Below are 26806 nucleotides of genomic sequence, written 5' to 3' on the forward strand. Positions count from 1 at the left end.
CGTGCTAGACGTCAACTTCTTCGATGAACTCCGCATCGGTCTGGCGACCGCGGACGACATCCGCAACTGGTCCTACGGCGAGGTCAAGAAGCCGGAGACCATCAACTACCGCACGCTCAAGCCGGAGAAGGATGGCCTGTTCTGCGAGAAGATCTTCGGACCGACTCGCGACTGGGAGTGCTACTGCGGCAAGTACAAGCGCGTCCGCTTCAAGGGCATCATCTGCGAGCGCTGCGGCGTCGAGGTCACTCGCGCCAAGGTGCGTCGCGAGCGGATGGGCCACATCGAGCTGGCCGCCCCGGTCACCCACATCTGGTACTTCAAGGGCGTCCCGTCGCGCCTCGGGTACCTGCTGGACCTGGCCCCGAAGGATCTCGAGAAGATCATCTACTTCGCGGCCTACGTGATCACCGCGGTCGACACCGAGATGCGCCACAACGAGCTCTCCACCCTCGAAGCCGAGATGGAGGTCGAGAAGAAGGCCGTCGCCGATCAGCGTGACGCCGACCTGGAGGCCCGCGCCCAGAAGCTCGAGGCCGACCTGGCCGAACTCGAGGCCGAGGGTGCCAAGTCCGACGTGCGCCGCAAGGTGCGCGACGGTGGCGAGCGCGAGATGCGTCAGCTCCGTGACCGGGCCCAGCGCGAGCTGGACCGGCTCGACGAGATCTGGAGCACCTTCACCAAGCTGGCTCCCAAGCAGCTGATCGTCGACGAGAACCTCTACCGCGAGATCGTCGACCGCTACGGCGAGTACTTCGAAGGCTCGATGGGCGCGGAGTCGATCCAGAAGCTCATCCAGAACTTCGACATCGACGCCGAGGCCGAATCGCTGCGCGAGGTCATCCGCAGCGGCAAGGGACAGAAGAAGCTCCGTGCCCTCAAGCGGCTGAAGGTCGTCGCGGCCTTCCAGCAGTCCGGCAACTCGCCGATGGGCATGGTGCTCGACGCCGTTCCGGTGATCCCGCCGGAGCTGCGGCCGATGGTCCAGCTCGACGGTGGCCGCTTCGCCACCTCGGACCTCAACGACCTGTACCGCCGCGTGATCAACCGCAACAACCGGCTCAAGCGACTGATCGACCTCGGTGCGCCCGAGATCATCGTCAACAACGAGAAGCGCATGCTTCAGGAGTCGGTCGACGCGCTGTTCGACAACGGCCGCCGCGGCCGCCCCGTCACCGGACCGGGCAACCGTCCGCTGAAGTCGCTGTCCGATCTGCTCAAGGGCAAGCAGGGCCGGTTCCGTCAGAACCTGCTCGGCAAGCGTGTCGACTACTCGGGCCGCTCGGTCATCGTGGTCGGCCCGCAGCTCAAGCTGCACCAGTGCGGTCTGCCCAAGCTGATGGCGCTCGAACTGTTCAAGCCGTTCGTGATGAAGCGTCTGGTCGACCTGAACCACGCGCAGAACATCAAGAGCGCCAAGCGCATGGTCGAGCGTCAGCGTCCGCAGGTGTGGGACGTCCTCGAAGAGGTCATCGCCGAGCACCCGGTGCTGCTGAACCGTGCACCCACGCTGCACCGCCTGGGCATCCAGGCCTTCGAGCCGCAGCTGGTGGAAGGCAAGGCCATCCAGCTGCACCCGCTGGTCTGTGAGGCGTTCAACGCCGACTTCGACGGCGACCAGATGGCAGTCCACCTGCCGCTGAGCGCCGAGGCGCAGGCCGAGGCCCGTGTGCTGATGCTGTCGAGCAACAACATCCTGTCGCCGGCGTCGGGCAAGCCGCTGGCCATGCCGCGTCTGGACATGGTCACCGGTCTGTACTACCTGACCACCCATGTCGCGGGCAGCAAGGGCGAGTACGCCCCGGCGGGTACCGACGCACCGGAGACTGGCGTGTACTCGAGCCCGGCCGAGGCCATCATGGCGATGGACCGTGGCGTGCTCAGTGTCCGCGCTCAGATCAAGGTGCGCCTGACGCAGCTGCGTCCGCCGCACGAGGTCGAGACCGAGCTGTTCGGCGAGAACGGCTGGCGCCCGGGCGATGCCTGGACCGCCGAGACCACGCTGGGTCGGGTGATCTTCAACGAGCTTCTGCCGCAGGGGTATCCGTTCGTCAACGAGCAGATGCACAAGAAGGTCCAGGCGCGGATCATCAACGATCTGGCCGAGCGCTACCCGATGATCGTGGTTGCGCAGACCGTCGACAAGCTCAAGGATGCCGGCTTCTACTGGGCCACCCGTTCGGGTGTCACCGTGTCGATGGCCGACGTCATCGTGCCGCCGGAGAAGCAGGAGATCCTGGAGCGTTACGAGGCCGAGGCCGACGGGATCGAGAAGAAGTACCAGCGCGGTGCCCTGAACCACCAGGAGCGCAACGACGCTCTGGTGGAGCTGTGGAAGGAAGCCACCGAAGAGGTCGGTAAGGCCCTGGAGGCGCACTACCCGGAGGACAACCCGATCATCACGATCGTGAAGTCCGGCGCGACGGGTAACTTCACCCAGACTCGCACCCTGGCCGGCATGAAGGGTCTGGTGACGAACCCGAAGGGTGAGTTCATCCCGCGCCCGATCAAGTCCTCGTTCCGTGAGGGCCTGACGGTGCTGGAGTACTTCATCAACACCCACGGTGCCCGAAAGGGTCTGGCGGACACCGCTCTTCGTACCGCCGACTCGGGTTACCTGACCCGTCGTCTGGTCGACGTGTCTCAGGACGTCATCGTCCGCGAGCACGACTGCGGCACCGAGCGGGGCATCCTGGTCGATCTGGCCGAGCGTCAGGCCGACGGCACCCTGATCCGGGACCCGCACGTCGAGACCTCGGCGTACGCCCGCACGCTGGCCGCCGATGCGGTCGACGAGAAGGGCAACGTCATCGTCGAGGCCGGCCACGATCTGGGCGACCCGGCAATCGACGCGCTGCTCGAGGCCGGTATCTCGCAGGTCAAGGTGCGCTCCGTGCTCACCTGCGGCAGCGCCTCCGGCGTGTGTGCGATGTGCTACGGCCGGTCGATGGCCACCGGCAAGCTGGTCGACATCGGCGAGGCGGTCGGCATCGTGGCCGCACAGTCCATCGGTGAGCCCGGCACGCAGCTGACCATGCGTACCTTCCACCAGGGTGGTGTTACCGGTGGCGCCGACATCGTCGGTGGTCTGCCGCGTGTGCAGGAGCTGTTCGAGGCGCGTATCCCGCGCAACCGGGCTCCGATCGCCGACGTCGCCGGGCGGGTTCGCCTGGAGGAGAGCGACAAGTTCTACAAGATCACCATCGTTCCCGACGACGGGGGCGAGGAGGTCGTGTACGACAAGCTGTCCAAGCGTCAGCGCCTGCGCGTGTTCAAGCACGACGACGGGACCGAGCGGCTGCTGGCCGACGGTGACCACGTCGAGGTTGGCCAGCAGCTCATGGAGGGCTCGGCCGACCCGCACGAGGTGCTCCGTGTCGAGGGCCCGCGCAAGGTGCAGATCCACCTGGTCAAGGAGGTCCAGGAGGTCTACCGGGCGCAGGGTGTGTCGATCCACGACAAGCACATCGAGGTCATCGTCCGGCAGATGCTGCGGCGCGTCACGATCATCGATTCGGGTGCGACGGAGTTCCTGCCCGGTTCGCTGACCGAGCGCGGCGAGTTCGAGGCCGAGAACCGTCGGGTGGTTGCCGAGGGCGCCGAGCCCGCGGCTGGCCGTCCGGTGCTGATGGGTATCACCAAGGCGTCGCTGGCCACCGATTCGTGGCTGTCGGCGGCGTCGTTCCAGGAGACCACTCGCGTGCTGACCGATGCGGCGATCAACTGCCGCAGCGACAAGCTGCAGGGTCTGAAGGAGAACGTGATCATCGGCAAGCTGATCCCGGCCGGTACCGGTATCAACCGCTACCGCAACATCCAGGTGCAGCCGACCGAAGAGGCGCGGGCCGCCGCGTACACGATCCCGTCCTACGAGGATCAGTACTACAGCCCCGACTTCGGCCAGGCCACCGGTGCCGCGGTGCCGTTGGACGACTACGGCTACAGCGACTACCGCTAGTCACGAACGAAATAGCCCCCGGGTTCGCCCGGGGGCTTTTTCGTTGCGATGAATTCGGCAACCGGCCGCGGTCTACTTACCTGTGACCCAACTGCTCAGAGTTCAGAACTTCATGCTGTCGCGCGACGGGTTCGGCGCCGGGCTCAACCAGTGCTTGCAACGTCCGTTCGGCGATGCCGACCAGCCGGCCCTGTTCGCGTGGGTGGGCGCGACGGCGAGTTGGGTGGGACGCCGCGAGCCCGGCGGTGACCGCGGCCTCGACGACTACTTCACCCGTGACTACTTCAACAACATCGGCGCGGAGATCATGGGCCGCAACAAGTTCAGTCCCTACCGCGGCCCGTGGGACGACCACCCCGACTGGCAGGGGTGGTGGGGCGAGGAGCCGCCGTTCCACACCCCGGTGTTCGTGATGTCCCACCACGCGCGGCCAGCGTTGACCTTGTCCGATACCACCTTCCATTTCGTTTCCGGTGATCCGGCGAGTGTCCTGGAACAGGCCAAGGATGCGGCCGACGGCAAGGACGTCCGGCTCGGCGGCGGGGCGAGCACCGTCCGGCAATTCCTCGACGCCGGCCTGGTCGACACGCTGCACGTGGCGGTCGCCGACGTGGAGATCGGAGCCGGCTCGCGGCTGTGGGAATCGCCGGACGAACTCGATGATCGCTACCGCCACGAGGTGGTGCCCAGCCCCAGCGGTGTGATCCATCACCTTTTCTGGCGCTGACGTTTCGAGCAGACGCAAAATCGCACTGGCAGAGTCATTTTCGTGCGATTTTGCGTCTGCTCGCCGATGGCGGCGGTCGGCCGGGGAGGCGCAGCCTGGCGGCCCCGCCTAGACTGGCCGACGTGCTGATCGGCTCCCATGTTCGCTCCGACAACCCGCTGGCCGGGGCATTGGACGACGAGGCCGACGCGGTGCAGTTCTTCCTCGGTGACCCGCAGAGCTGGAAGAAACCGAAGCCCCGCGAGGACGCCGACATGCTGCGCCGCTCGCCGATCCCGCTCTATGTCCACGCCCCGTACCTGATCAACGTGGCCTCGGCCAACAACCGGGTGCGCATTCCGTCGCGCAAGATCCTGCAGGACACCTGCGACGCCGCCGCCGAGGTCGGTGCGACCGCGGTGATCGTGCACGGCGGCCACGCCGACGACAACGACATGGAGGCCGGCTTCGAGCGCTGGGTCAAGGCGCTGGCTCAACTGCAGACCGACGTGCCGGTGTACCTGGAGAACACCGCGGGCGGCGACCACGCCATGGCGCGCCATTTCGACACCATCGGCCGGTTGTGGGACCGCATCGGCGACACCGGCATCGGGTTCTGTCTGGACACCTGCCACGCCTGGGCGGCCGGCGAGGAGCTGATCGACGCCGTCGAGCGGATCAAGGCGATCACCGGCCGCATCGACCTGGTGCACTGTAACGACTCCCGCGACGCCAAAGGTTCCGGCGCCGACCGGCACGCCAATTTCGGCGCCGGACAGATCGATCCGCAGCTGCTGGTGGCCGTGGTCACCGCGGCGGGTGCACCGGTGATCTGCGAGACGGCCGACGACGGCCGCAAGAACGACATCGCCTTCCTCCGCGACAACGTGCCGGGTTGAGGATGCGGAGCCGAGTCGTCGCGCTGCTGGGGATCCTGTTCCTCGTCTCCGCCTGCGCCGCGTCCGGATTGGCCGCCCCGGCTCCGTTCACGCCCGGGGCCACCGCACACACCATCTCGGTCGGCGGCCTCGATCGCACCTATCGGCTCTACCTGCCCGCCGGCCTGCCCCCGGCAGCGCCGCTGGTGGTCATGCTGCACGGCGGCTTCGGCAGCGCCGATCAAGCCGAACGGTCCTACGGCTGGAATCAACTGGCCGAGCAGGCCAAGTTCGTCGTCGCCTATCCCGACGGACTGAATCGAGCGTGGAACTCCGGGGGAGGATGCTGCGGGCGCCCCGGCCGCGACAACGTCGACGACGTCGCCTTCATCACCGCCGCGGTGCGCGACATCGCGGGCAACATCGGCATCGACCCCACCAGGATCTACGCCACCGGCATCAGCAACGGCGGCATGATGGCTTACCGACTCGCCTGCACCACAGCGGTTTTCGCGGCGATCGGGCCCGACTCGGCTACCCAGCTCGACAGCTGCTCAGCGCCGTCGCCGACCTCGGTCATCCATGTCCACGGCACCGGCGATCGGATGATCCGCTACGACGGCGGACCCGGTGCCGGCATCGCCAACATCGACGGTCCACCGGTGCCTGATGTCAACGCCTTCTGGCGTGGTGTCGACCAGTGCGCGCCGCCGGCGGTGACGGTCAACGGTGCACTGACCACATCGACGGCGAACTGCCCGAGCGGGCGAAGCGTCGAGTTGATCACCGTCGCCGGCGGCGGTCACGAGTGGCCGCCGTTCGCGACACAGACGATCTGGGATTTCTTCGCCGCGCATCCGCGCTGAGTCAGGGCTGGTCACCGGCGGTGCGCAGGTGCTCGCTGTCGGTACCACTGATGGTGAGAGCGCCTACGACGATGCCGACGACGACGCCCACCAGCGTGTCGAGAACCCGGTCGACGGCCGCTGCGGGTGTCAAGCCTGCGCCAATGCCGGTGAGCAGCAACGCCATCGGAGTCACGGCCAGTGAGGTCAAGGCATAGTTGACGGTCGAGGCGATCTCGGCGCAGACCTGGAAGACGACGATGGCAGCGGCAGTGCCCCAGTACCCGAGCGGCAGGGCCAGTAGACCAGCGGCCAGCAACGCACCACCGATATTGCCCAGCAGACGTTGCACACCGCGGTGGACCGCGACGTGATAGGCCACGCCCTGCATGGTGGCCACCGCGCCCATCGCCGCCCACATGTAGTGGGGCAGGCCGAAGGCGAGCGCGACGGCCGCGCCGAGGGCGCCCGCGATGGTGATCCGAGCGCTGCTCGTGACCAGCGTGGAATGCGGCGCGCGCAGCAGCGTGACCGCGATCGATTCGCGGCGGGCAGGGTGAGAGCCGGTGGTCGCGGCGGGCCGCCCGGTCGCTGCGCGCCACGTCAGGTTCAGCAGCCAGGGCGCCAGTGCGGCGATCATCCCAGTCACGGTGCCGATGGCGCACGCCAGTACTGCGTGCGCGACATCGCCGGTGGTGCGGGCGAAGGCCTCGGCACCGACCGCGCCGAAGACGAACACCACCGCACCGGGGCCGACGATGTGCAGGGCAGAGACGAAAAATGCTGCGGCTCCAGCGATCAGGGCGATCACCACGACGCTGACGGCCGCCGAAGCGCTGCTCGCGCCCAACGCTGCGCCGGCCGCGATCGACGAGATGATCATGATGCTGAGGACGACGAGCCGGCCGACGCGAACCGGATAGGGATCGGGCCGGCAGAACGCTGCGACCAGAGCACCGAGGGCGGCGAACCCGGCCACGTCGTGGTGACCGGTCAATCCGCCAAGCACGAACATCAGGGCCACCGCGGCACCGACCCGCAGGGGTACGGCCACTCCGGCTTTGCGCAGGTCGCCGTTGAGGGCGCCGCGCCAGGTCGTCGGCCGGACCGCGTGGCGCAGCGCGCGGTACGTGGGGCCGAGCTGCTGAGCGAGCGAAGCGGGCATCGAGATAATTTATCACTATTTTACTAGTGAAATGATTCGTCGTGCTTAGGATGGCCGGGTGTCCAGACGTGTCGAAGCCAGTGCGCTCAGCGACACCGTGGATCGGATTCGCTCGGAATGGGCGGCGGCCTACCCGCACCTCGATACGGCGCCCATCGACATCCTGGGGCGGATCCAGCGCATCGCCTCGATCTGCAGCCAACGGCTCGATTCGAACCTGGAACGGCACGGCGTGACGCGCTCCGAGTTCGCCGTGCTCGGCGCGCTGGCCCGGGTCGATCGCCCGCTTCGGGCCAGCGAAGTCGTCTCCACAACGTTGCTCAGCGGGGCATCGGTGACCAAGATCGCCGACAGCCTCGCCGGCCGGGGACTACTGGAACGGCAGAAGTCCGAGCGGGACGGACGGGTGGTCCTGCTCGCGCTCACTGATGCCGGACGGGCGGTGGTCGACACCGAGATGCCTCGCCGCCTTGCCGACGACGAGGCGATGATCGCCGGTCTCACCGATGCAGAGCGAGCCACCCTCGCCGGTCTACTCCGGAGGATCTGCGCGACGCTCGGCGACTGAACCCGCACGTGTCGGAGTCAGGTCAGATACACCTTGCGCAGCGTCTCGGTGACTGTCCATACCGTGCGCGCTCCCTCGGCCAGTCGCACCACGTCACCTGGGCCCAGTGTCATGGTGGGGGTGTCGTCGTCGAACTCGACGGTCGCCGCACCGGTCAGCACGACGAACAGTTCGTCGGCCTCGACATCACTCATCACTCCGGGCGTCATCTCCCAGACCCCGACCTCGAGTCCGCCGAACCGGCCGAGTTCGGCGACACCGGTGTGCGGGCTGCCGCCGTGTGACTGCTCGGCGGGCACCGGCTCGTGCTCGAGCCACTGGCTGGACGCGTGGACCACGGAGTTCAGCTTCACGGCAATCAGCATGCCATATTACGGTTCTTGTGCGACTGTCCGAAAAATGTAACAGTGGTGGAATGTCGGACACGCATGTCGTCACCAACCAGGTCCCCCCGCTGGTGGACCACAATCCGGCTAACTCGCCGGTCCTCATCGAGGCACTGATCCGCGAAGGCGGGCAGTGGGGGCTCGAGGAGGTCACCGAGCTCGGGGCCCTGGCCGGCAGCGCCCAGGCCCAGCGCTGGGGTGATCTGGCCGATCGCAATCAGCCGATCCTGCATACCCATGACCGCTACGGGTACCGGGTCGACGAGATCGAATACGACCCCGCCTATCACGAGCTGATGCGCACGGCGATCGCCCACGGTGTGCACGCCGCCCCGTGGGCCGACGAGCGTCCGGGCGCCCACGTGGTCCGGGCGGCGAAGATGGGGGTGTGGACGCCCGAGCCCGGGCACGTCTGCCCGATCTCGATGACCTACGCCGTCGTCCCCGCGCTGCGGCACAACCCGGAGCTGGCCGCCGTCTACGAGCCGCTGCTGACCAGTCGCGAGTACGACCCGGAGCTGAAAGTGCCTGCCACCAAGGCGGGCATCACCGCCGGGATGTCGATGACCGAGAAGCAGGGCGGCTCCGACGTTCGCGCCGGCACCACCCAGGCCGTACCCAACGGCGACGGCAGCTACTCGCTGACCGGCCACAAGTGGTTCACCTCGGCGGCAATGAGCGACATCTTCCTGGTGCTCGCCCAGGCGCCCGGCGGATTGAGCTGTTTCATGCTGCCGCGGGTGCTGCCCGACGGCAGCCGCAACCGGATGTTCATCCAGCGGCTCAAGGACAAGCTGGGTAATCACGCCAACGCCTCCAGTGAGATCGAATACGACGGCGCGGTGGCGTGGCTGGTCGGCGAGGAGGGCCGCGGTGTGCCGACCATCATCGAGATGGTCAACCTGACCCGGCTGGACTGCACACTGGGCAGTGCCACCAGCATGCGCAACGGCCTGACGCGGGCGGTTCATCACGCCCAGCATCGAAAGGCGTTCGGCGCCTACCTGATTGATCAACCGTTGATGCGCAACGTGCTGGCCGACCTCGCGGTCGAGGCGGAGGCCGCCACGATCGTCGCGATGCGGATGGCCGGCGCCACCGACGCGGCCGTTCGTGGCGACGAGCGGGAGACACTACTGCGGCGGATCGGCCTGGCAGCGTCCAAGTACTGGGTGTGCAAGCGGGCCACCCCGCACGCCGGTGAGGCGATGGAGTGCCTGGGCGGCAACGGCTACGCCGAGGAATCCGGCATGCCGCGGCTCTATCGCGAGGCGCCGCTGATGGGGATCTGGGAGGGCTCGGGCAACGTCAGCGCGCTGGACACGTTGCGCGCCATGGCAACTCGGCCCGAATGCATCGCCGTGCTGTTCGACGAACTGGCGACCACCGCCGGTCAAGACGCCAGGCTCGACGTCCATGTCGCCACGCTTCGGGCCGAACTGGGGGATACCGACGCCGTCGAGTACCGGGCCCGCAAGGTCGCCGAGGACATCTGCCTGGCATTGCAGGGCTCGCTGCTGGTGCGTCATGGCCATCCCGCAGTGGCCGAGGCGTTCCTGGCGACCCGGATGGGCGGCAACTGGGGCGGCGCGTTCGGCACCCTGCCCACCGGATTGGACCTCGCACCGATCCTGGAGCGCTGCCTGGTGAAGGGATGATCGCGGTGGTCGTGACGCCGAGCAGACGCAAAATCGCATGAATTCGGCTCCGATGATGCGATTTTGCGTCTGCTCGCAGGAAGGGTGACCGTGGAAACTCTCAACACGATGACCTATGAGGTCACCGACCGCGTCGCGCGGATCACCTTCAACCGCCCGGAGAAGGGCAATGCGATTGTCGCGGACACCCCGCTGGAGCTGGCGGCGCTGGTGGAACGGGCAGACCTCGATCAAGACGTCCACGTGATCCTGGTGTCGGGGCGCGGCGAAGGCTTCTGCGCCGGGTTCGACCTGTCCGCCTATGCCGACGGCACCGGGTCGGCCGGGGGATCCGAGCGGGCGGGCACGGTGCTCGACGGTAAGACCCAAGCCGTCAACCACCTGCCCAACCAACCCTGGGACCCGATGATCGACTACCAGATGATGAGCCGGTTCGTCCGGGGCTTCGCCAGCCTGATGCACGCCGACAAGCCCACGGTGGTCAAGATCCATGGCTACTGCGTGGCAGGCGGTACCGACATCGCGCTGCACGCCGATCAGGTGATCGCGGCCGCCGACGCCAAGATCGGCTACCCGCCGACCCGGGTATGGGGCGTGCCGGCGGCCGGCCTGTGGGCGCACCGCCTGGGCGACCAGCGCGCCAAACGCCTTCTGCTGACCGGGGATTGCATCACCGGCGCGCAGGCCGCGGAGTGGGGCCTGGCCGTCGAGGCGCCTGAGGCCAAGGACCTCGACGAGCGCACCGAGCGGCTGGTCGAGCGGATCGCCGCGGTGCCGGTCAACCAGCTCATCATGGTCAAGCTCGCCATGAACAGCGCGCTCTACCAACAGGGTGTGGCGACCAGCCGGATGGTCAGCACCGTCTTCGACGGCATCGCCCGGCACACCCCCGAAGGGCACGCCTTCGTCGCCGACGCCCGCGAGCACGGATTCCGGTCGGCGGTCCGGCATCGCGACGAACCCTTCGGTGACCACGGCCGCAGCACCTCCGGGGTGTGAGGACGGTGGCGCCGTCGCTGTCCCGGATGACCGCCCGGTCGGTGGTGCTCTCGGTGCTGCTGGGTGCCCACCCGGCGTGGGCCACGCCGGCCGAGTTGCTGCGACTGACATCGGATTTCGGGATCCGTGAGCAGACGCTCCGGGTTGCGCTGACGCGGATGGTCGGGGCCGGTGACCTGGTGCGGTCCGAGGATGGATACCGGCTCGCCGACCGGCTGCTGGCCCGCCAGCGCCGACAGGACGACGCACTGGACCCGCGGACCCGGGACTGGGACGGCACCTGGACCACGCTGGTCATCACCGCCGTGGGGATGGATCCGCGGGCCCGTGCGTCCTTGCGGAACTGCTTGCAGAACAACCGGTTCGGTGAACTGCGCGAGGGAGTATGGCTGCGGCCGGACAATCTCTCCGGTCAGCTACCCGCCGAAATCGTGGAACGGGTGCGGGTGCTGCAGGCCCGTGACGACGCCCCTGCGCAGTTGGCATCGCGGTTGTGGGACCTCGACTCATGGTCGTCCACCGGGCATCGGCTGCTGGCCGAGATGGCCTCGGCTGCAGACATTCCCGGCCGATTCACCGCCGCCGCCGGCATCGTGCGCCACCTACTCGCTGACCCCGTCCTGCCTGCGGAACTGCTGCCCTCCGGTTGGCCCGGTGCGCAGTTGCGGCAGGCCTACCTGGACTTCGCGGCCGAACTGGTGGCGCGACGTGATGACGCACGACAGCTGGAGGCGACGAGATGAGTGGTGTTCCGGAGGGCAGGAGCGCAGCGGCCGGGGAATCGGTTCCGGAGGGCAGGAGCGCAGCGACCGGGGAATCGGTCCGCGTTGAGCGCAACGGTGCGGTCACCACGGTGATCCTGGACCGACCGCACGCCCGCAACGCGGTCGACGGTCCGACGGCCATCGCCCTGCATGAGGCGTTCGACGAATTCGACCGCGATGACTCGGCATTGGTGGCGGTGCTCTGGGGTGACCACGGAACCTTTTGCGCCGGAGCTGATCTCAAGGCCATTGGCACCACGAACAGCAACCCGACGCACCGTGATGGACCCGCACCGATGGGCCCGAGCCGGATGGTCTTGTCCAAACCCGTGATCGCCGCCGTGAGTGGGTACGCGGTGGCCGGCGGCCTCGAGTTGGCGCTGTGGTGTGACCTGCGGGTGGTCGAAGAAGACGCCGTGTTCGGGGTGTTCTGCCGGCGCTGGGGAGTGCCGCTCATCGACGGCGGCACGGTGCGGTTGCCCCGGCTGATCGGACACGGCCGGGCGATGGACCTGATCCTGACCGGGCGCGCCGTCGACGCCCAGGAGGCTTTCGCGATCGGGCTGGCCAACAGGGTCGTCGGAAAAGGGGAGGCCAGGCAGGCCGCCGAGGAACTGGCCGCCGACCTGGCCGCTCTGCCGCAGGGATGCCTCAGGGCGGACCGCCTATCGGCCATCCAGCAGTGGGGCCACTCCGAAGCCGAGGCGATGGATGTCGAGTTCGGCAGTCTGTCCCGGGTGGCCGCTGAATCCCTGGCCGGTGCTCAGCGCTTCGCCGGTGGTGCCGGCCGACACGGGGCCAGAGCCTGAGCGGCGGCCTCAGCCCTTGTTGATGGTGTTCCCGGTGCCGAGGTTGTTGACCTTGGGATCGCCGCCCTTGTAGGTGACGGTGTTGTTGAGGCCCACCACCGACAGCTCCTTGTCGACCTTCTCGAACACGATCTTGTTGTCCGCGCCGCCGATGTTCACCGACGCGCAAGACCCCTTGACCGTCAGGGTGTTGTTCGACCCGCCGACGTTGAGGGACTTGCCGTCGGCGCAGTCGATCTCGGTGGTAGTGCCGAACGAGCCGTAGTTGATGGTGTTGCCCACCTCGACCTGAGCGCCCGACTTGCCCGCCGTGGCCGTCGGCGAATTCGTGTCAGTGCTGTTGGAGCCGCAGCCGGCTACGGTCACGGCCACGATCCCGGCGGCGAGCGCTCCGATTCCAGCGGCCAAGGTGGGGGTATACATCGGCGCTATTCCTTACTGACTTGGTGGGGTCACGAGCTCGGCTCGACGGTTGGAGCCTACGTGTCGGTGCTGACGTCAACTAGAGTTCTTCGCTGATCGCAGAACTGAAGGGCCAGGGCATGACATCACAACCGGCATCCGCGGGCGGGCGGTCGCGCGCCGGGACCCGGTCGTCGGCGCGCTCGGCCAAACTCAGCCGCGAGGTCATCGTCAACGCGGCGCTGACGTTCCTGGACCGGGAAGGCTGGGATGCGCTGACCATCAACGCGCTGGCCACCCAGCTCGGGACCAAGGGTCCCTCGCTGTACAACCACGTCCACAGTCTCGAAGACCTGCGCCGGACCGTCCGTATGCACGTCATCGACGACATCCTGCAGATGCTGAGCACGGTGGGGCAGGGGCGCACCCGCGACGACGCGGTGATGGCGATGGCCAGTGCCTATCGCAGCTACGCCCATCACCACCCGGGCCGCTACTCGGCGTTCACCCGGATGCCGTTGGAGGGTGACGACCCGGAGTTCACCGCGGCTTCCCACGCGGCGGCGGCGCCGGTCATCGAGGTCCTGGCCTCCTACGGCCTGGACGGCGAGGACGCCTACTACGCGTCCCTGGAGTTCTGGGCAGCCCTGCACGGTTTCGTCCTGCTGGAGATGACCGGGGTCATGAACGAGGTGGACACCGACGCCGTGTTCACCGATATGGTGCTGCGGTTGGCGGTCGGGATGGCCCACCGCAACGGTGCCGGCGGCTGACGCAGTTCAGGGGGTTGCGGGAACCAACGCCGACATTCCTGCGTTGACCTGCGGTAAGGCCCTCGAAAAGCCCCGTACACCGAGTTTGGAGGGGCGTGCGGAGCCTGGTATTGTGGGAGCTCGTGCCTGGCCAATAGGGGCGCTCGCGGGGACGCGTGCGCGCACGCCGGGCAAATTCGCATGTCCAGTATGCATCGGATTCGACCGGTGCTCAGCGCGTGCGACACGCCCGGACGCGGGGTACGCGGCAGGGCGAAAAGTGCAGTACAGAGACTTGAAGACCGCCGAAAGACGACGAGAGACAGAAAGCCGGTAGATGCCAACCATTCAGCAGCTGGTCCGCAAGGGTCGCCGCGACAAGATCGCCAAGGTGAAGACCGCGGCCCTCAAGGGCAGCCCGCAGCGCCGTGGTGTGTGCACCCGCGTGTACACCACCACCCCGAAGAAGCCGAACTCGGCGCTTCGCAAGGTTGCGCGCGTGAAGCTGACCAGCCAGGTCGAGGTCACCGCCTACATCCCCGGTGAGGGTCACAACCTGCAGGAGCACTCGATGGTGCTCGTGCGTGGTGGTCGTGTGAAGGACCTCCCCGGTGTCCGCTACAAGATCATCCGCGGCTCGCTGGACACCCAGGGTGTCAAGAACCGCAAGCAGGCCCGCAGCCGTTACGGCGCCAAGAAGGAGAAGAGCTAATGCCGCGCAAGGGCCCCGCTCCCAAGCGTCCCCTCGTCAACGACCCGGTCTACGGGTCGCAGCTGGTGACCCAGCTGGTCAACAAGGTGCTCCTGGATGGGAAGAAGTCCCTCGCCGAGCGCATCGTCTACGGTGCCCTCGAGCAGGCGCGCGAGAAGACCGGCACCGATCCGGTCGTGACCCTCAAGCGGGCCATGGACAACGTCAAGCCGGCCCTCGAGGTCCGCAGCCGCCGTGTCGGTGGCGCCACCTACCAGGTGCCCGTCGAGGTTCGTCCCGACCGCTCGACCACGCTGGCTCTGCGCTGGCTGGTCAGCTTCTCCAAGCAGCGCCGTGAGAAGACCATGATCGAGCGGCTCGCCAACGAGATCCTGGACGCCAGCAATGGCCTGGGTGCCGCCGTCAAGCGACGCGAGGACACCCACAAGATGGCCGAGGCGAACCGGGCCTTCGCGCACTACCGCTGGTGACACCGACCCGCGCACCGTTGCGCGGGTCCACCACCACAAGCATTAACTCAAGCGAAAGAGTGGGAATTTAGCCGTGGCACAGGACGTGTTGACCGACCTCACGAAGGTCCGCAACATCGGCATCATGGCGCACATCGACGCCGGCAAGACGACGACGACTGAGCGCATCCTCTTCTACACCGGTATCAGCTACAAGATCGGTGAGGTGCACGACGGCGCCGCCACGATGGACTGGATGGAGCAGGAGCAGGAGCGGGGTATCACCATCACCTCGGCTGCGACCACCTGCTTCTGGAACGACAACCAGATCAACATCATCGATACGCCGGGCCACGTCGACTTCACCGTCGAGGTGGAGCGCTCGCTGCGTGTGCTCGATGGCGCCGTGGCCGTCTTCGACGGCAAGGAGGGCGTCGAGCCGCAGTCCGAGCAGGTGTGGCGTCAGGCCGACAAGTACGACGTCCCGCGCATCTGCTTCGTCAACAAGATGGACAAGCTGGGCGCGGACTTCTACTTCTCCGTGCAGACGATGAAGGATCGCCTCGGCGCCAACGTCATCCCGATCCAGCTGCCGATCGGCTCCGAAGGTGACTTCGAGGGTGTCGTCGACCTGGTCGAGATGACCGCCAAGGTATGGACCGGTGAGACCAAGCTCGGCGAGAAGTACGACGTCGTCGAGATCCCCGCGGACCTTCAGGAGAAGGCCGAGGAGTACCGCACCGCGATGATCGAGGCTGTCGCCGAGACCGACGAGGCGCTGCTGGAGAAGTACCTGGGCGGCGAGGAACTCACCGTCGAGGAGATCAAGGGCGGCCTGCGCAAGCTGACGATCAGCAGCGAGGCCTACCCGGTGCTGTGCGGCTCGGCGTTCAAGAACAAGGGCGTGCAGCCCATGCTGGACGCGGTGATCGACTACCTGCCGAACCCGCTCGACGTTCCGGCCGCCGAGGGACACGTCCCCGGCAAGGAAGACGAGATCATCTCGCGCAAGCCGTCGGCCGACGAGCCGTTCTCGGGCCTGGCCTTCAAGGTCGCCACGCACCCGTTCTTCGGCAAGCTGACCTACGTCCGCGTCTACTCGGGCAAGGTCGACTCCGGCGCCCAGGTCGTCAACTCGACCAAGGGCAAGAAGGAGCGCCTGGGCAAGCTGTTCCAGATGCACTCCAACAAGGAGAACCCGGTCGACACGGCGTCCGCCGGCCACATCTACGCGGTCATCGGCCTCAAGGACACCACCACCGGTGACACCTTGTGCGATCCGAACCACCAGATCGTGCTGGAGTCGATGACCTTCCCCGATCCGGTCATCGAGGTCGCCATCGAGCCCAAGACCAAGAGCGACCAGGAGAAGCTGGGCACGGCCATCCAGAAGCTGGCCGAAGAGGACCCGACCTTCAAGGTGCACCTGGACCAGGACACCGGCCAGACCGTCATCGGCGGTATGGGCGAGCTGCACCTGGACATCCTGGTGGACCGCATGCGCCGAGAGTTCAAGGTCGAGGCCAACGTCGGCAAGCCGCAGGTGGCCTACCGCGAGACGATTCGCCGCCCGGCCAAGAACGTCGAGTACACCCACAAGAAGCAGACCGGTGGTTCCGGCCAGTTCGCGAAGGTGATCATCGACCTCGAGCCGTTCACCGGCGAGGACGGTGCGACCTACGAGTTCGAGAACAAGGTCACCGGTGGCCGCATCCCGCGTGAGTACATCCCGTCGGTGGACGCCGGCGCGCAGGACGCCATGCAGTACGGCGTGCTGGCCGGCTACCCGCTGGTGAACGTCAAGGTCACCCTGCTCGACGGTGCCTACCACGACGTCGACTCGTCGGAAATGGCCTTCAAGGTGGCCGGTTCGCAGGCGTTGAAGAAGGCCGCCGCAGCGGCTCAGCCGGTCATCCTGGAGCCGATCATGGCCGTGGAAGTCACCACCCCTGAGGACTACATGGGTGATGTGATCGGCGACCTGAACTCCCGCCGTGGTCAGATCCAGGCCATGGAGGAGCGCAGCGGTGCGCGCGTCGTCAAGGCGCAGGTTCCGCTGTCGGAGATGTTCGGCTACGTCGGCGACCTTCGGTCGAAGACCCAGGGCCGGGCTAACTACTCCATGGTGTTCGACTCGTACGCCGAAGTTCCGGCGAACGTGTCGAAGGAGATCATCGCGAAGGCGACGGGTCAGTAAGCGGAGCGGACGGCCCAATAGGGTAGAGCTCAGTAGTAAGACTGGCCTGTCGGCTTGGCAGACCACACAACTGAAAAACAACAACCTGCTTTAAAAGCACCAACACAGTCCAGGAGGACACAGAAGTGGCGAAGGCGAAGTTCGAGCGGACGAAGCCGCACGTCAACATCGGGACCATCGGTCACGTTGACCACGGCAAGACCACGCTGACTGCAGCAATCACCAAGGTTCTGCACGACAAGTACCCCGATTTGAACGAGTCGCGCGCATTCGACCAGATCGACAATGCGCCCGAAGAGCGTCAGCGTGGTATCACCATCAACATCTCGCATGTTGAGTACCAGACCGACAAGCGCCACTACGCCCACGTGGACGCCCCCGGTCACGCTGACTACATCAAGAACATGATCACCGGTGCCGCCCAGATGGACGGCGCGATCCTGGTGGTTGCCGCCACCGACGGCCCGATGCCCCAGACTCGTGAGCACGTGCTGCTCGCCCGTCAGGTCGGCGTGCCCTACATCCTGGTTGCGCTGAACAAGTCGGACATGGTGGACGACGAGGAGCTCCTCGAGCTCGTCGAGATGGAGGTCCGCGAACTGCTGGCCGCCCAGGAGTTCGACGAGGACGCCCCGGTGGTCCGCGTCTCGGCGCTCAAGGCGCTCGAAGGCGACGAGAAGTGGGTCAAGTCCGTCGAAGAGCTGATGGACGCCGTCGACGCCTCGATCCCGGATCCGGTTCGTGAGACCGACAAGCCGTTCCTGATGCCCGTCGAGGACGTCTTCACCATCACCGGCCGCGGCACCGTGGTCACTGGTCGCGTCGAGCGTGGCGTGATCAACGTGAACGAAGAGGTCGAGATCGTCGGCATCCGCCCGGGTGTCACCAAGACCACCGTCACCGGTGTCGAGATGTTCCGCAAGCTGCTCGACCAGGGCCAGGCCGGCGACAACGTCGGTCTGCTGGTTCGTGGTGTCAAGCGTGAGGACGTCGAGCGCGGCCAGGTCATCGTGAAGCCCGGCACCACCACCCCGCACACCGAGTTCGAGGGCAGCGTCTACATCCTGTCCAAGGACGAGGGCGGCCGGCACACGCCGTTCTTCAACAACTACCGTCCGCAGTTCTACTTCCGTACCACGGACGTGACCGGCGTGGTGACCCTGCCCGAGGGCACCGAGATGGTGATGCCCGGTGACAACACCGACATCTCCGTCAAGCTGATCCAGCCCGTCGCCATGGACGAGGGCCTGCGCTTCGCGATCCGCGAGGGCGGCCGTACCGTCGGCGCCGGCCGGGTTACCAAGATCCTCAAGTGATCTGAGTACCTAGCTCTGCTGCGAAGCGGCGCTCACCTTCGGGTGGGCGCCGTTTTCGTTTTTCGGCCGGCGCTGCGGTGCTACGCTGCGGCATCTTCTGGAGTCGGGAATGGGGACGTGGAGTACGACGACGTCGCGCAGCGGACATATTCGGTGCCGACCGTGATCGGCGGTGCCGGTCTGGTCGCGGTGTTGGCCGCCATCGTCGTCGCGGTGATCATGGTCGGCGAAACCAGCATGAACGCCGTTCCCCGCCGTGTCCCCGCTGTCATGCCCACGGCCACAACCGCATTCGCCCATCCCGCGACACCGGCGCCGGCAACGCCCGCCGGTGATACCGCCTTCTTCGGACAACTGCCGCACGTGCCGACGGTAGGCCAGGTCCTGGCGCCGTAATTGCCAGCATTCTCCCAGCTCCAGCAAGCCCATCCTCGCCGGTCAGATGGCGCTAGTCTGTCTCCGACACAGGAAGGGCACAGCAACATGTTGGTGCGGTATCTGAAGGCACAGCTCACAGTTCTGCTGTTCGGCGGTCTGGTGGGGCCGATCTTCCTGATCGTCTACTTCGCTCTGGGACCGATGGCCCAGCCCTACATCAACTGGATGTTCTGGGTCGGGTTGCTCATCACCGCCGCCGACGTGCTGATCGCGCTGTGGCTGACCAACGCCGGCGTCAAAGCCGCGGCACGCCATCAACAGCTGACCCAGACCGGTGTACTGACCCTCGTATCCATCAACGGGATCAGCGACACGTCCTGGTTCGTCAACGATCAGCAGATGATCAAGGTCAACCTGCACTTCGAAGGGCCTGGTTTCGCGCCGTTCGACGCACAGGAAACGATGGCGTCCAGCCCGGCGCGGATGCAGATCATCAATAGCCACCATCTGGTCGCTCTGGTTGACCCGGCCACCCAGAAGTACGAGATCGACTGGGGCGCCAGTGCTCTGATCGCCGGCACAGTTCCGGCGCAGTTCACCTCGACCAGTGACAACCGGACCTACGATCTGCGCGGCCAGATCGGTCCGCTGATGCAGATTCTGCAGATCCTGCGGGCCAACGGCATCGCGGCCGATCACGTTGTCGACCTCCGGTCCAACCCGGTGGCGCGGGAGCAGGTGATGGCCGTCGTCCGGCAGGCCGCGGGCGCCCAGCCGACCGCAGCGCCTCCCGCCGCCCCGGTGGCACCCCCGATGCCGGCACCATTCCTGGGTGCGCCGCCGGAGCCGACGACGGCCCAGCGGCTGCAGGAGCTCGAGACCTTGCGCGCCACCGGCACCATCACCGAAGCCGAGTACGCGACCAAGCGTCAGCAGATCCTGTCCGAACTCTGAGGGACGGGGGCAGCGCGATGACCCGTCCGTCCGCCGCCTACGGTGTGCATTCCGAGGTGGGGCCACTGCGCAAGGTGTTGGTGTGTTCACCAGGGCTGGCCCATGAACGGCTCACCCCGTCCAACTGTGACGACCTGTTGTTCGATGATGTGCTGTGGGTGCAAAACGCCCGCCGCGACCACCTCGACTTCGTCGCGAAGATGCGCGACCACGGAGTCGACGTCGTCGAACTCCACGACATCCTGGCCGAGACGATGAGCAACCCCGTTGCCAGGGCGTGGTTACTCGACCGCGAGATCGTGCCCAACGAGGTCGGACTCGGTCTCGTCGACGAAACGCGTTCGTATCTGGACTCATTGGAGCCCCGGCAGCTGGCCGCATTCCTGATCGGCGGGATGTCGACCCGCGACCTGCCCACCGAATTGGGTGCGGGTTTCCGCGCCCTGGCCGGTGAGGCCACCGGTGTCACCGAGTACCTGCTGCCGCCGCTGCCGAACACCCTCTACACCCGCGACACCACCTGCTGGATCTATGGCGGCCTGACGCTCAACCCGTTGTTCTGGCCAGCCCGGCATGACGAGACCATGCTGATGAAGGCGATCTACGAGTTCCACCCCGACTTCGTGGGCTCCAAGGTGTGGTGGGGCGATCCCGAGAAGGCTTGGGGGATGGCCACTATCGAGGGTGGCGACGTCCTGGTGCCGGGCAACGGCGTGGTGCTGATCGGGATGAGTGAGCGCAGCTCACGTCAAGCCATCACCCAGGTTGCCGCCACGCTGTTCGCCCAGGGTGGTGCCGAGAAGGTGATCGTCGCCGGAATGCCGAAACTACGCGCCGCAATGCATCTCGATACGGTGTTCACCTTCGCCGATCATGACGTGGTGACGATCTATCCCGACATCGTCGACAACATCCAGACCTTCACCCTGACTCCCAGCGACACCGCGCCCGGCCTCGAGGTCGTCCAGGCCACCAAACCCTTCGTCGAAGTGGTGGCCGAATCGCTTGGCCTGCCCGAGTTGCGGGTGGTCGAGACGGGCGGTTCTGCCTATGACTCCGAACGTCAACAGTGGGACAGCGGCAACAACCTGGTCGCGGTGTCACCCGGTGTCGTGTTCGCCTATGACCGCAACACCCACACCAACTCGCTGTTGCGCAAGGCCGGTATCGAGGTCATCACGATCGTGGGTGCCGAATTGGGGCGCGGCCGCGGTGGCGGTCACTGCATGACCTGCCCGATAATCCGCGACTCCATCACGTACTGAGCCAATCCGGCCGCGAGTGTGCGGTGTCGTCCGCGACATGCCGCGCCACGCGGATGAGAGCGCACGGTCGCGGCTCCGCCCTCCAGCCGGCTGCTGTTGCAAGGAGCGGGACGATCAAGAACACGTTTCAGTTGTCTTGCTAGCCTGACGTGGACGCAGGGAAAGGACCTCTGATGGCAGCAGCGACAGGCACCCTCGAAGGACGAGTGGCATTCGTGACCGGTGCCGCCCGCGGTCAAGGCCGCGCGCACGCGGTGCGGCTGGCGCGCGAAGGGGCAGACGTCATCGTCTCCGACATCTGTGGGCCGGTTTCTGACACCGTTCCTTACCCGGGCACCACCTCGGAGGAGTTGGCCGAGACGGTTCGGCTGGTCGAGGCCGAGGGCCGCAAGGTGCTGGCTCGCGAGGTCGACGTCCGTGACGACGCCGCGCTACGGCTGTTGGTTGCCGACGGGATCGAACAGTTCGGCCGACTGGACATTCTGGTGGCCAACGCGGGCGTGCTGTCGTGGGGTCGGCTCTGGGAGCTCACCGATGATCAGTGGAACGCGGTCATCGACACCAACCTCACCGGTACCTGGCGGACATTGCGCGCCGTGGTCCCGGCGATGATCGAGGCCGGCAACGGCGGGTCGATCATCGTGGTCAGTTCTTCGGCCGGTGTGAAAGCCACCCCGGGTAACAGCCACTATGCCGCCTCCAAGCACGGCCTGACGGCGCTGACGAACTCGCTTGCCCTGGAGGCCGGCGAGTACGGCATTCGGGTGAACTCGATCCACCCCTACTCGGTGGCCACACCGATGACCGAAAACGACGCCATGCTCAAGGTTTTCGGCGCCCATCCGAGTTACCTGCATGCGTTCGCGCCGATGCCTTACCTTCCGGTCGGCCAAGGCGCCACCGGTAAGCGGTCCGACTTCATGACCGTCGACGAGGTGGCCGATGTGGTGGTCTGGCTGGCCGGTGATGCCTCCTCGACCCTGTCGGGTTCACAGATCCGCATCGACCGCGGCGTGATGAAGTACTAGCCGGCTGATCGGCTCAGCCCGGAAGCACCAGCACCGGAACGGGGCTGTGCCGCAGGATCTTTGTGCCGCGGGACCCGAGGAACACCCGGGCCATGTCACCGCGCGGTGAGGTGCCCAGCGCAAGGATGTCGCCGTCCTGCCATTCGGCGGCGTCCAGCGCCTGATCCCAGCCGTTGCCGCTGACCACCTGCAGCACCACGTCGTCACCCACCACGCCGTCGGTACGCAGCTTGGCCAGCAGCTCGCGGGCACTCGCCTCCCACGCGGCGAGGATCGAATCCTCGGCATGCAGACCGACTTCCGGTGGGTACATGGTGCGCCCGCGCACCGCGAAGGTGATCACCCGCAGCGGAACCTCGAGCCGAATCGCCAAGTCGGCGATGCGCTTGACCACTCCCACAGATTCGGGAGTTCCCGGGTAGCCACAGGTGATGCGGGTCAACGCTCCGGACCGGGCGATGCGGTAACCCCGCGGTGCGATCGCCAGCGGAACCGGCGAGGAATGCAGCAGCCGGTCGGCGGTCGACCCGACCACCACCTGCCCGAACTGGCCGTTGGATGACGATCCCAGCACCAGCAGGTCGGCGCCGAGTTCGTCGACCACCTCGGTCAGCCCGCGGGACACCGAGCGGTGGGAATGGCTGTGGTAGGTCACTGCCATCCCGTCGCAGACCGAATCGAGATAGCGCTGTGCCTCTTGTGCCGAGTCGGCACCGAGTTGTCCTGCCCACGAGGCATATTCGGCGTCGATCCGCGCCGGCGACGGGGTGGTCCACGGCTTGGGGACGATGGTCGCCACCGTCAGCGACGTGCGCAGTGTCCTGGCCGCACCCACCGCCAGATTCAGCGGGGCGGTACCACTCTTTCCGGCCAGGTAGCCGACGACGACCGTCACGACGCATCCCGGGGCGGGTTGACCACTTCGACGGCGTCCACACCCGGCGCAGCGCTGGCGATCACGCCGTCACCACCATCGTTGAGCGCACTGTGGTGCCGGCTCCACAGCAGGTAGTAGACCAAGGCCACGGCCACCCAGGCGCTGAACGCGATCCAGGTGTACCAGTGCAGGCTGAACAGGATGTAGCCGCAGGCCAGGATCGACAGCACCGGGGTCACCGGGTAGCCGGGCACTTTGAAGCCGCGAGGCAGGTCCGGTTCACGCACTCGCAGGATGATGACGCCGAGCGAGACGATCATGAACGCCACCAGCGTGCCGATCGATACCATGTCTGCCAGTTTGTCCAGCGGCACGAAGCCGGCCAGGATCGACACCACCACCGCGACGATGATCGTGTTGCCCACGGGCGTCATGGTTTTCGGGTTCACCTTGGCGAACCGTGCGGGCAACAGACCGTCGCGCCCCATGGCGAACAGGATGCGGGTCTGGCCGTACATCACCACCAGGGTGACCGAGAATATGGAGATCACCGCGCCGGCCGCCAGAACCGTACTGGCCCAGGTGCTTCCGGTGACCTTGTCCAGAATGGTGGCCAGCCCAGCCTCCTGCTGGTTCTCGAACTCCTGCCAGGGTTGGGTGCCCAGGGCGGCCACGGTGACGAGCACGTAGACGCAGGTGACGACGACGAGCGCGGCGATGATCGCCCGGGGCATCGTGCGCTGTGGGTCCTTGACTTCGTCACCGGCAGTGGAGACGGCGTCCAGGCCGATATAGGAGAAGAAGATCGTGCCCGCGGCCGAGCCGATGCCCGCGACGCCGAACGGCGCGAAATCGGCGAACCGGTCGGCCTGGAAGGCGGTGAAGGCGATGATCGCGAACAACGCCAGGACACCGAGTTTGATGACGACCATGATCGTGTTGACGGCTGCAGACTCGCTGGCGCCGCGGATGAGCAGCAGTGCGCACATCACGATCAGCACGATGGCCGGCAGGTTGAACCAGCCCGGATCCGAATCCCACGGCGCCGCGGTCAGCGCGTGCGGGATCTGTATGCCGAACAGGTTGTCCAGCAACTTGTTCAGGTAGCCGCTCCACCCGACGGCGACCGCGGCGATCGACACCCCGTATTCCAGCAGGAGGCACGCGGCCACACCCATGGCGACGAACTCGCCAAGCGTGGTGTAGGCGTAGGAGTAGGTCGAGCCGGAAACAGGCACGGCCGAGGCGAGTTCGGCATAACAGATCGCGGCCAGCCCGGCGGCGATACCGGCGACGACGAACGAGATGACCACGGCAGGGCCGGCACTTGGCACCGCGACGGACAGGACGAAGAAGATACCGGTGCCCACGGTGGCCCCCACGCCGAACATGGTCAGCTGGAAGGTGCCGATGGTGCGTTTCAGATGATCAGAGGCGCCGTGGGCGATGGGGGCGCCGATGACGGGCCGTCGGCGCAGCATCTGTTCGGTGAGCGAGATCGACGGGGCCGTCATGGGCGCCTCCTGAGTTGGGCCGATTCAGCCGATTATCGGCCTGCCTCATCCAATGCGCTCGCGAACTGCTCAATCGCCCAATCGATCTCCTCGGCGGTGATCACCAGTGGCGGGGCGAACCGCAACGTCGAGCCGTGGGTGTCCTTGACCAAGACGCCCCGCTTGGCGAGGGCGAGGCTGAGCTGTTTTCCGGTACCCAGGCGGGTGTCGACATCCACCCCGGCCCACAGACCCATTCCGCGCACGGCAAGCACCCCGTGGCCGATCAGTGCGCGCAGCCGGGCATGCAGGTGCAGGCCCAGTTCGGCTGAGCGGGACTGGAATTCACCGCGCTGCAGAATCTCCACCACGGTGGTGCCGATGGCTGCCGCCAGTGGGTTGCCCCCGAAGGTGGAGCCGTGCTCGCCGGGGTTGAGGACACCCAGCACGCTGCGGTCGGCGACCACTGCCGACAGCGGGACCACCCCGCCGCCGAGCGCCTTGCCGAGCAGATAGATGTCGGGAACCACGCCCCAGTGATCGCAGGCGAAGGTCTGACCGGTGCGGGCCAGCCCGGACTGGATCTCGTCGGCGATCAGCAGCACGTTGTTCTCGGTGCACAGTGCGCGCAGCCGGGGCAGGTAGTCGTCGGGCGGCACGATGATGCCGGCCTCGCCCTGGATCGGCTCGACGAGGACGGCGACGGTGTGCTCGTCGATGGCCGCGGCGACGGCGTCGGAATCCCCGAACGGGACCGAGCGGAATCCGGGTGTGAAGGGCCCGAATCCACCGCGGGCGCTCTCGTCGCTGGAGAAGCTGACGATGCTGATCGTCCGGCCGTGAAAGTTCTTGTCGGCCACAATGATATTGGCCATGCCCGCCGGGACGCTCTTGACGTCGGCACCCCACTTGCGGGCTACTTTGATGCCGCTCTCGACCGCTTCGGCGCCGCTGTTCATCGGCAGCACCATGTCCTTGCCGCACAATTGGGCCAGCGCCGCGCAGAACGGGCCGAGCCGGTCGGAGTGGAACGCGCGGCTCACCAGGGTCACCGCGTCGAGCTGGCGGTGCGCGGTGGCGATGATCTCCTCGTTGTGATGGCCGAAGTTGACCGCCGAATAGGCGGCCAGGCAGTCCAGATACCGGCGGCCCTCGACGTCGGTGATCCAGGCGCCACGCGCACTGGCCGCCACCACTGGCAGCGGAGCGTAATTGTGCGCGGCGTAGGCGTCGTCGAGTGCGATCGCAGCGGCGGTCGACGACGGCGGTGCGACGGTCTCGGCCATGGTCACGAAAAGACCTCCAGGGTGCAGCATTTGACCGAGCCGCCGCCTTTGAGCAACTCGGACAGGTCGACGCCGATCGGGTGGAATCCGGCCTGGTAGAGCTGCTCGGCGAAACCGGTGGCCTGTGCCGGATGCACCACGTGTTTGCCGTCGGATACCGCATTGAGCCCAAGGACGTAGGCGTCGGTACTGGACACCTCGATGGCGGTGGGGAACAGCTGCACGAGCTGGGTGCGCGCGGCATCGGTGAATGCCGGCGGGTAGTAGGCGATGGTGGTGTCGTCGAGCACCGTCAGTGCGGTGTCGAGGTGGTAGAACCGCGGATCGACCAGTTCCAGGGTCACTACCGGCATACCGGTGAGGTCAGCCACCTCGCTGTGCGCCTGCGGGTCGGTGCGAAAGCCGGTGCCGGCCAGGATCATCGATCCGACAACAAGCAGATCGCCCTGGCCCTCGTTGACGTGGCGGGTGCTGACGGGGGAGTGTCCGCGCTGATCCATCCAGTCGGCGTAGGCGACGGACTCGCCGTCACGCTCGGCATGCCTGAATCGCGCGACGATGGCGGCGCCGTTGACGATCAGACCCGCGTTGGCGGTGTAGACCATGTCCGGCAGGCCGGGGACCGGGTCGACGAGATCTACCGTGTGCCCCAGCCCGCGGTAGGTGTCGCGCAGGGTTTCCCACTGGTCGACGGCGCGGTCGACGTCGACCGGGTTGGTGGTGTCCATCCAGGGGTTGATGGCGTACTCGACGGTGAAGTACGTCGGCCTGGTCATGACGTAGTGGCGGAGGCGTTGGGTGCGCGGCGCCATGGTGGTGGCGGCGACATCGGGGGATATCGTCATGAATCAACGATATGGGCGCCGCCTGACGCAATCAATCGATAGCTATTGCGTGTGTGGGGCGAAAATCTTGCGTCACAGCTAGGATGACGACGATCTATTGCGTCGACCGCCAGGAG

The 26806-nt window shown here is 66.6% G+C and carries 25 protein-coding genes; 18 read left to right on the forward strand and 7 right to left on the reverse strand.

Features of this window, described 5'->3' with window-relative positions:
• Position 1 precedes the first annotated feature (1 nt).
• The 4 genes from G6N35_RS24440 to G6N35_RS24455 all read left to right on the forward strand — a co-directional run bounded on the left by G6N35_RS24440 (position 2) and on the right by G6N35_RS24455 (position 6408).
• Complete coding sequence (locus G6N35_RS24440) at positions 2-3958, forward strand: DNA-directed RNA polymerase subunit beta' (RefSeq protein ID WP_163806914.1); 3957 nt, start codon at positions 2-4, stop codon at positions 3956-3958.
• Positions 3959-4040: 82 nt separating this feature from the next.
• Entirely contained in the window at positions 4041-4685 is a 645-nt protein-coding gene (locus G6N35_RS24445; RefSeq protein WP_163806916.1) for a dihydrofolate reductase family protein, read from the forward strand.
• A gap of 122 nt (positions 4686-4807) precedes the next feature.
• Entirely contained in the window at positions 4808-5563 is a 756-nt protein-coding gene (locus G6N35_RS24450; RefSeq protein ID WP_163806918.1) for a deoxyribonuclease IV, read from the forward strand.
• A 2-nt stretch (positions 5564-5565) separates the two neighbouring features.
• Positions 5566-6408 carry an extracellular catalytic domain type 1 short-chain-length polyhydroxyalkanoate depolymerase gene (locus tag G6N35_RS24455; protein ID WP_163806920.1) on the forward strand — a complete coding sequence of 281 codons (843 nt, stop codon included), beginning with the start codon at positions 5566-5568 and terminating at the stop codon, positions 6406-6408.
• 1 nt (position 6409) lies between these two features.
• Here G6N35_RS24455 and G6N35_RS24460 read toward each other — a convergent pair whose 3' ends face one another.
• Entirely contained in the window at positions 6410-7552 is a 1143-nt protein-coding gene (locus tag G6N35_RS24460) for an FUSC family protein (RefSeq protein ID WP_163806922.1), read from the reverse strand.
• A 58-nt stretch (positions 7553-7610) separates the two neighbouring features.
• On the opposite strand from G6N35_RS24460, the gene G6N35_RS24465 reads away from it, so the two are divergent.
• Positions 7611-8120, forward strand: a complete 510-nt coding sequence (locus tag G6N35_RS24465; protein ID WP_163806924.1) for a MarR family winged helix-turn-helix transcriptional regulator — start codon at positions 7611-7613, stop codon at positions 8118-8120.
• Between the two features lie 17 nt (positions 8121-8137).
• Here the strand turns inward: G6N35_RS24465 and G6N35_RS24470 are convergent, their stop codons facing one another.
• Complete coding sequence (locus G6N35_RS24470; RefSeq protein ID WP_246224500.1) at positions 8138-8473, reverse strand: cupin domain-containing protein; 336 nt, start codon at positions 8471-8473, stop codon at positions 8138-8140.
• A gap of 62 nt (positions 8474-8535) precedes the next feature.
• Here G6N35_RS24470 and G6N35_RS24475 point away from each other — a divergent pair, with 62 nt between their 5' ends.
• The 4 genes from G6N35_RS24475 (at position 8536) to G6N35_RS24490 (ending at position 12736) form a co-directional block, all read left to right on the forward strand.
• Entirely contained in the window at positions 8536-10164 is a 1629-nt protein-coding gene (locus G6N35_RS24475; RefSeq protein WP_163806928.1) for an acyl-CoA dehydrogenase family protein, read from the forward strand.
• A gap of 63 nt (positions 10165-10227) precedes the next feature.
• Positions 10228-11163 (forward strand): crotonase/enoyl-CoA hydratase family protein, encoded by a 936-nt coding sequence (locus G6N35_RS24480; RefSeq protein ID WP_281357046.1) that lies wholly within the window; start codon positions 10228-10230, stop codon positions 11161-11163.
• Between the two features lie 26 nt (positions 11164-11189).
• Positions 11190-11906 (forward strand): PaaX family transcriptional regulator C-terminal domain-containing protein, encoded by a 717-nt coding sequence (locus G6N35_RS24485; RefSeq protein WP_163807908.1) that lies wholly within the window; start codon positions 11190-11192, stop codon positions 11904-11906.
• Positions 11903-12736: a crotonase/enoyl-CoA hydratase family protein gene (locus tag G6N35_RS24490; RefSeq protein WP_163806929.1), complete on the forward strand. Its 834-nt coding sequence runs from the start codon at positions 11903-11905 to the stop codon at positions 12734-12736. The genes G6N35_RS24485 and G6N35_RS24490 overlap by 4 nt, the downstream gene beginning before the upstream one ends.
• A 9-nt stretch (positions 12737-12745) precedes the next feature.
• On the opposite strand, the gene G6N35_RS24495 is transcribed toward G6N35_RS24490, so the two are convergent.
• A complete protein-coding gene (locus G6N35_RS24495; RefSeq protein ID WP_163806931.1) occupies positions 12746-13159 on the reverse strand; it encodes a DUF3060 domain-containing protein in 414 nt (137 codons plus the stop codon).
• A 119-nt stretch (positions 13160-13278) separates the two neighbouring features.
• Here G6N35_RS24495 and G6N35_RS24500 point away from each other — a divergent pair, with 119 nt between their 5' ends.
• From G6N35_RS24500 to G6N35_RS24540, 9 genes are all read left to right on the forward strand, one after another.
• Positions 13279-13911, forward strand: a complete 633-nt coding sequence (locus G6N35_RS24500; RefSeq protein WP_163806933.1) for a TetR/AcrR family transcriptional regulator — start codon at positions 13279-13281, stop codon at positions 13909-13911.
• A gap of 316 nt (positions 13912-14227) precedes the next feature.
• Entirely contained in the window at positions 14228-14602 is a 375-nt protein-coding gene (gene rpsL, locus G6N35_RS24505; RefSeq protein WP_007167812.1) for a 30S ribosomal protein S12, read from the forward strand.
• Positions 14602-15072: a 30S ribosomal protein S7 gene (gene rpsG / locus G6N35_RS24510; RefSeq protein WP_059015889.1), complete on the forward strand. Its 471-nt coding sequence runs from the start codon at positions 14602-14604 to the stop codon at positions 15070-15072. The genes rpsL and rpsG overlap by 1 nt, the downstream gene beginning before the upstream one ends.
• Before the next feature lie 124 nt (positions 15073-15196).
• Positions 15197-17248: an elongation factor G gene (gene fusA, locus G6N35_RS24515; protein ID WP_246224703.1), complete on the forward strand. Its 2052-nt coding sequence runs from the start codon at positions 15197-15199 to the stop codon at positions 17246-17248.
• 125 nt (positions 17249-17373) lie between these two features.
• Positions 17374-18564 carry an elongation factor Tu gene (gene tuf / locus G6N35_RS24520; protein ID WP_163806937.1) on the forward strand — a complete coding sequence of 397 codons (1191 nt, stop codon included), beginning with the start codon at positions 17374-17376 and terminating at the stop codon, positions 18562-18564.
• A 117-nt stretch (positions 18565-18681) separates the two neighbouring features.
• Complete coding sequence (locus tag G6N35_RS24525; protein ID WP_163806939.1) at positions 18682-18960, forward strand: hypothetical protein; 279 nt, start codon at positions 18682-18684, stop codon at positions 18958-18960.
• A gap of 87 nt (positions 18961-19047) precedes the next feature.
• Positions 19048-19896, forward strand: coding sequence for an SHOCT domain-containing protein (locus G6N35_RS24530; protein WP_163806941.1), 849 nt, complete (start codon positions 19048-19050; stop codon positions 19894-19896).
• A 17-nt stretch (positions 19897-19913) separates the two neighbouring features.
• Entirely contained in the window at positions 19914-21161 is a 1248-nt protein-coding gene (locus tag G6N35_RS24535; RefSeq protein ID WP_163806942.1) for an arginine deiminase, read from the forward strand.
• A gap of 173 nt (positions 21162-21334) precedes the next feature.
• The gene (locus tag G6N35_RS24540; RefSeq protein ID WP_163806944.1) at positions 21335-22189 is read left to right on the forward strand and encodes a mycofactocin-coupled SDR family oxidoreductase; all 855 of its coding nucleotides are present in this window, start codon (positions 21335-21337) and stop codon (positions 22187-22189) included.
• Positions 22190-22202: 13 nt separating this feature from the next.
• Here G6N35_RS24540 and G6N35_RS24545 read toward each other — a convergent pair whose 3' ends face one another.
• From G6N35_RS24545 to ddaH, 4 genes are read right to left on the reverse strand one after another with little or no spacing between them, the layout of a single operon-like run.
• Complete coding sequence (locus tag G6N35_RS24545; RefSeq protein WP_163806946.1) at positions 22203-23084, reverse strand: universal stress protein; 882 nt, start codon at positions 23082-23084, stop codon at positions 22203-22205.
• Entirely contained in the window at positions 23081-24580 is a 1500-nt protein-coding gene (locus tag G6N35_RS24550; protein WP_163806949.1) for an amino acid permease, read from the reverse strand. Before G6N35_RS24550 ends, G6N35_RS24545 begins: the two co-directional genes overlap by 4 nt.
• A 32-nt stretch (positions 24581-24612) precedes the next feature.
• Positions 24613-25845, reverse strand: a complete 1233-nt coding sequence (gene rocD, locus G6N35_RS24555) for an ornithine--oxo-acid transaminase (RefSeq protein WP_163807909.1) — start codon at positions 25843-25845, stop codon at positions 24613-24615.
• A gap of 2 nt (positions 25846-25847) precedes the next feature.
• A complete protein-coding gene (gene ddaH / locus G6N35_RS24560) occupies positions 25848-26690 on the reverse strand; it encodes a dimethylargininase (RefSeq protein ID WP_179967416.1) in 843 nt (280 codons plus the stop codon).
• Positions 26691-26806: the final 116 nt, after the last annotated feature.

Origin of the sequence: Mycolicibacterium anyangense, from assembly GCF_010731855.1 — a bacterium.
GTDB lineage: Bacteria > Actinomycetota > Actinomycetes > Mycobacteriales > Mycobacteriaceae > Mycobacterium > Mycobacterium anyangense.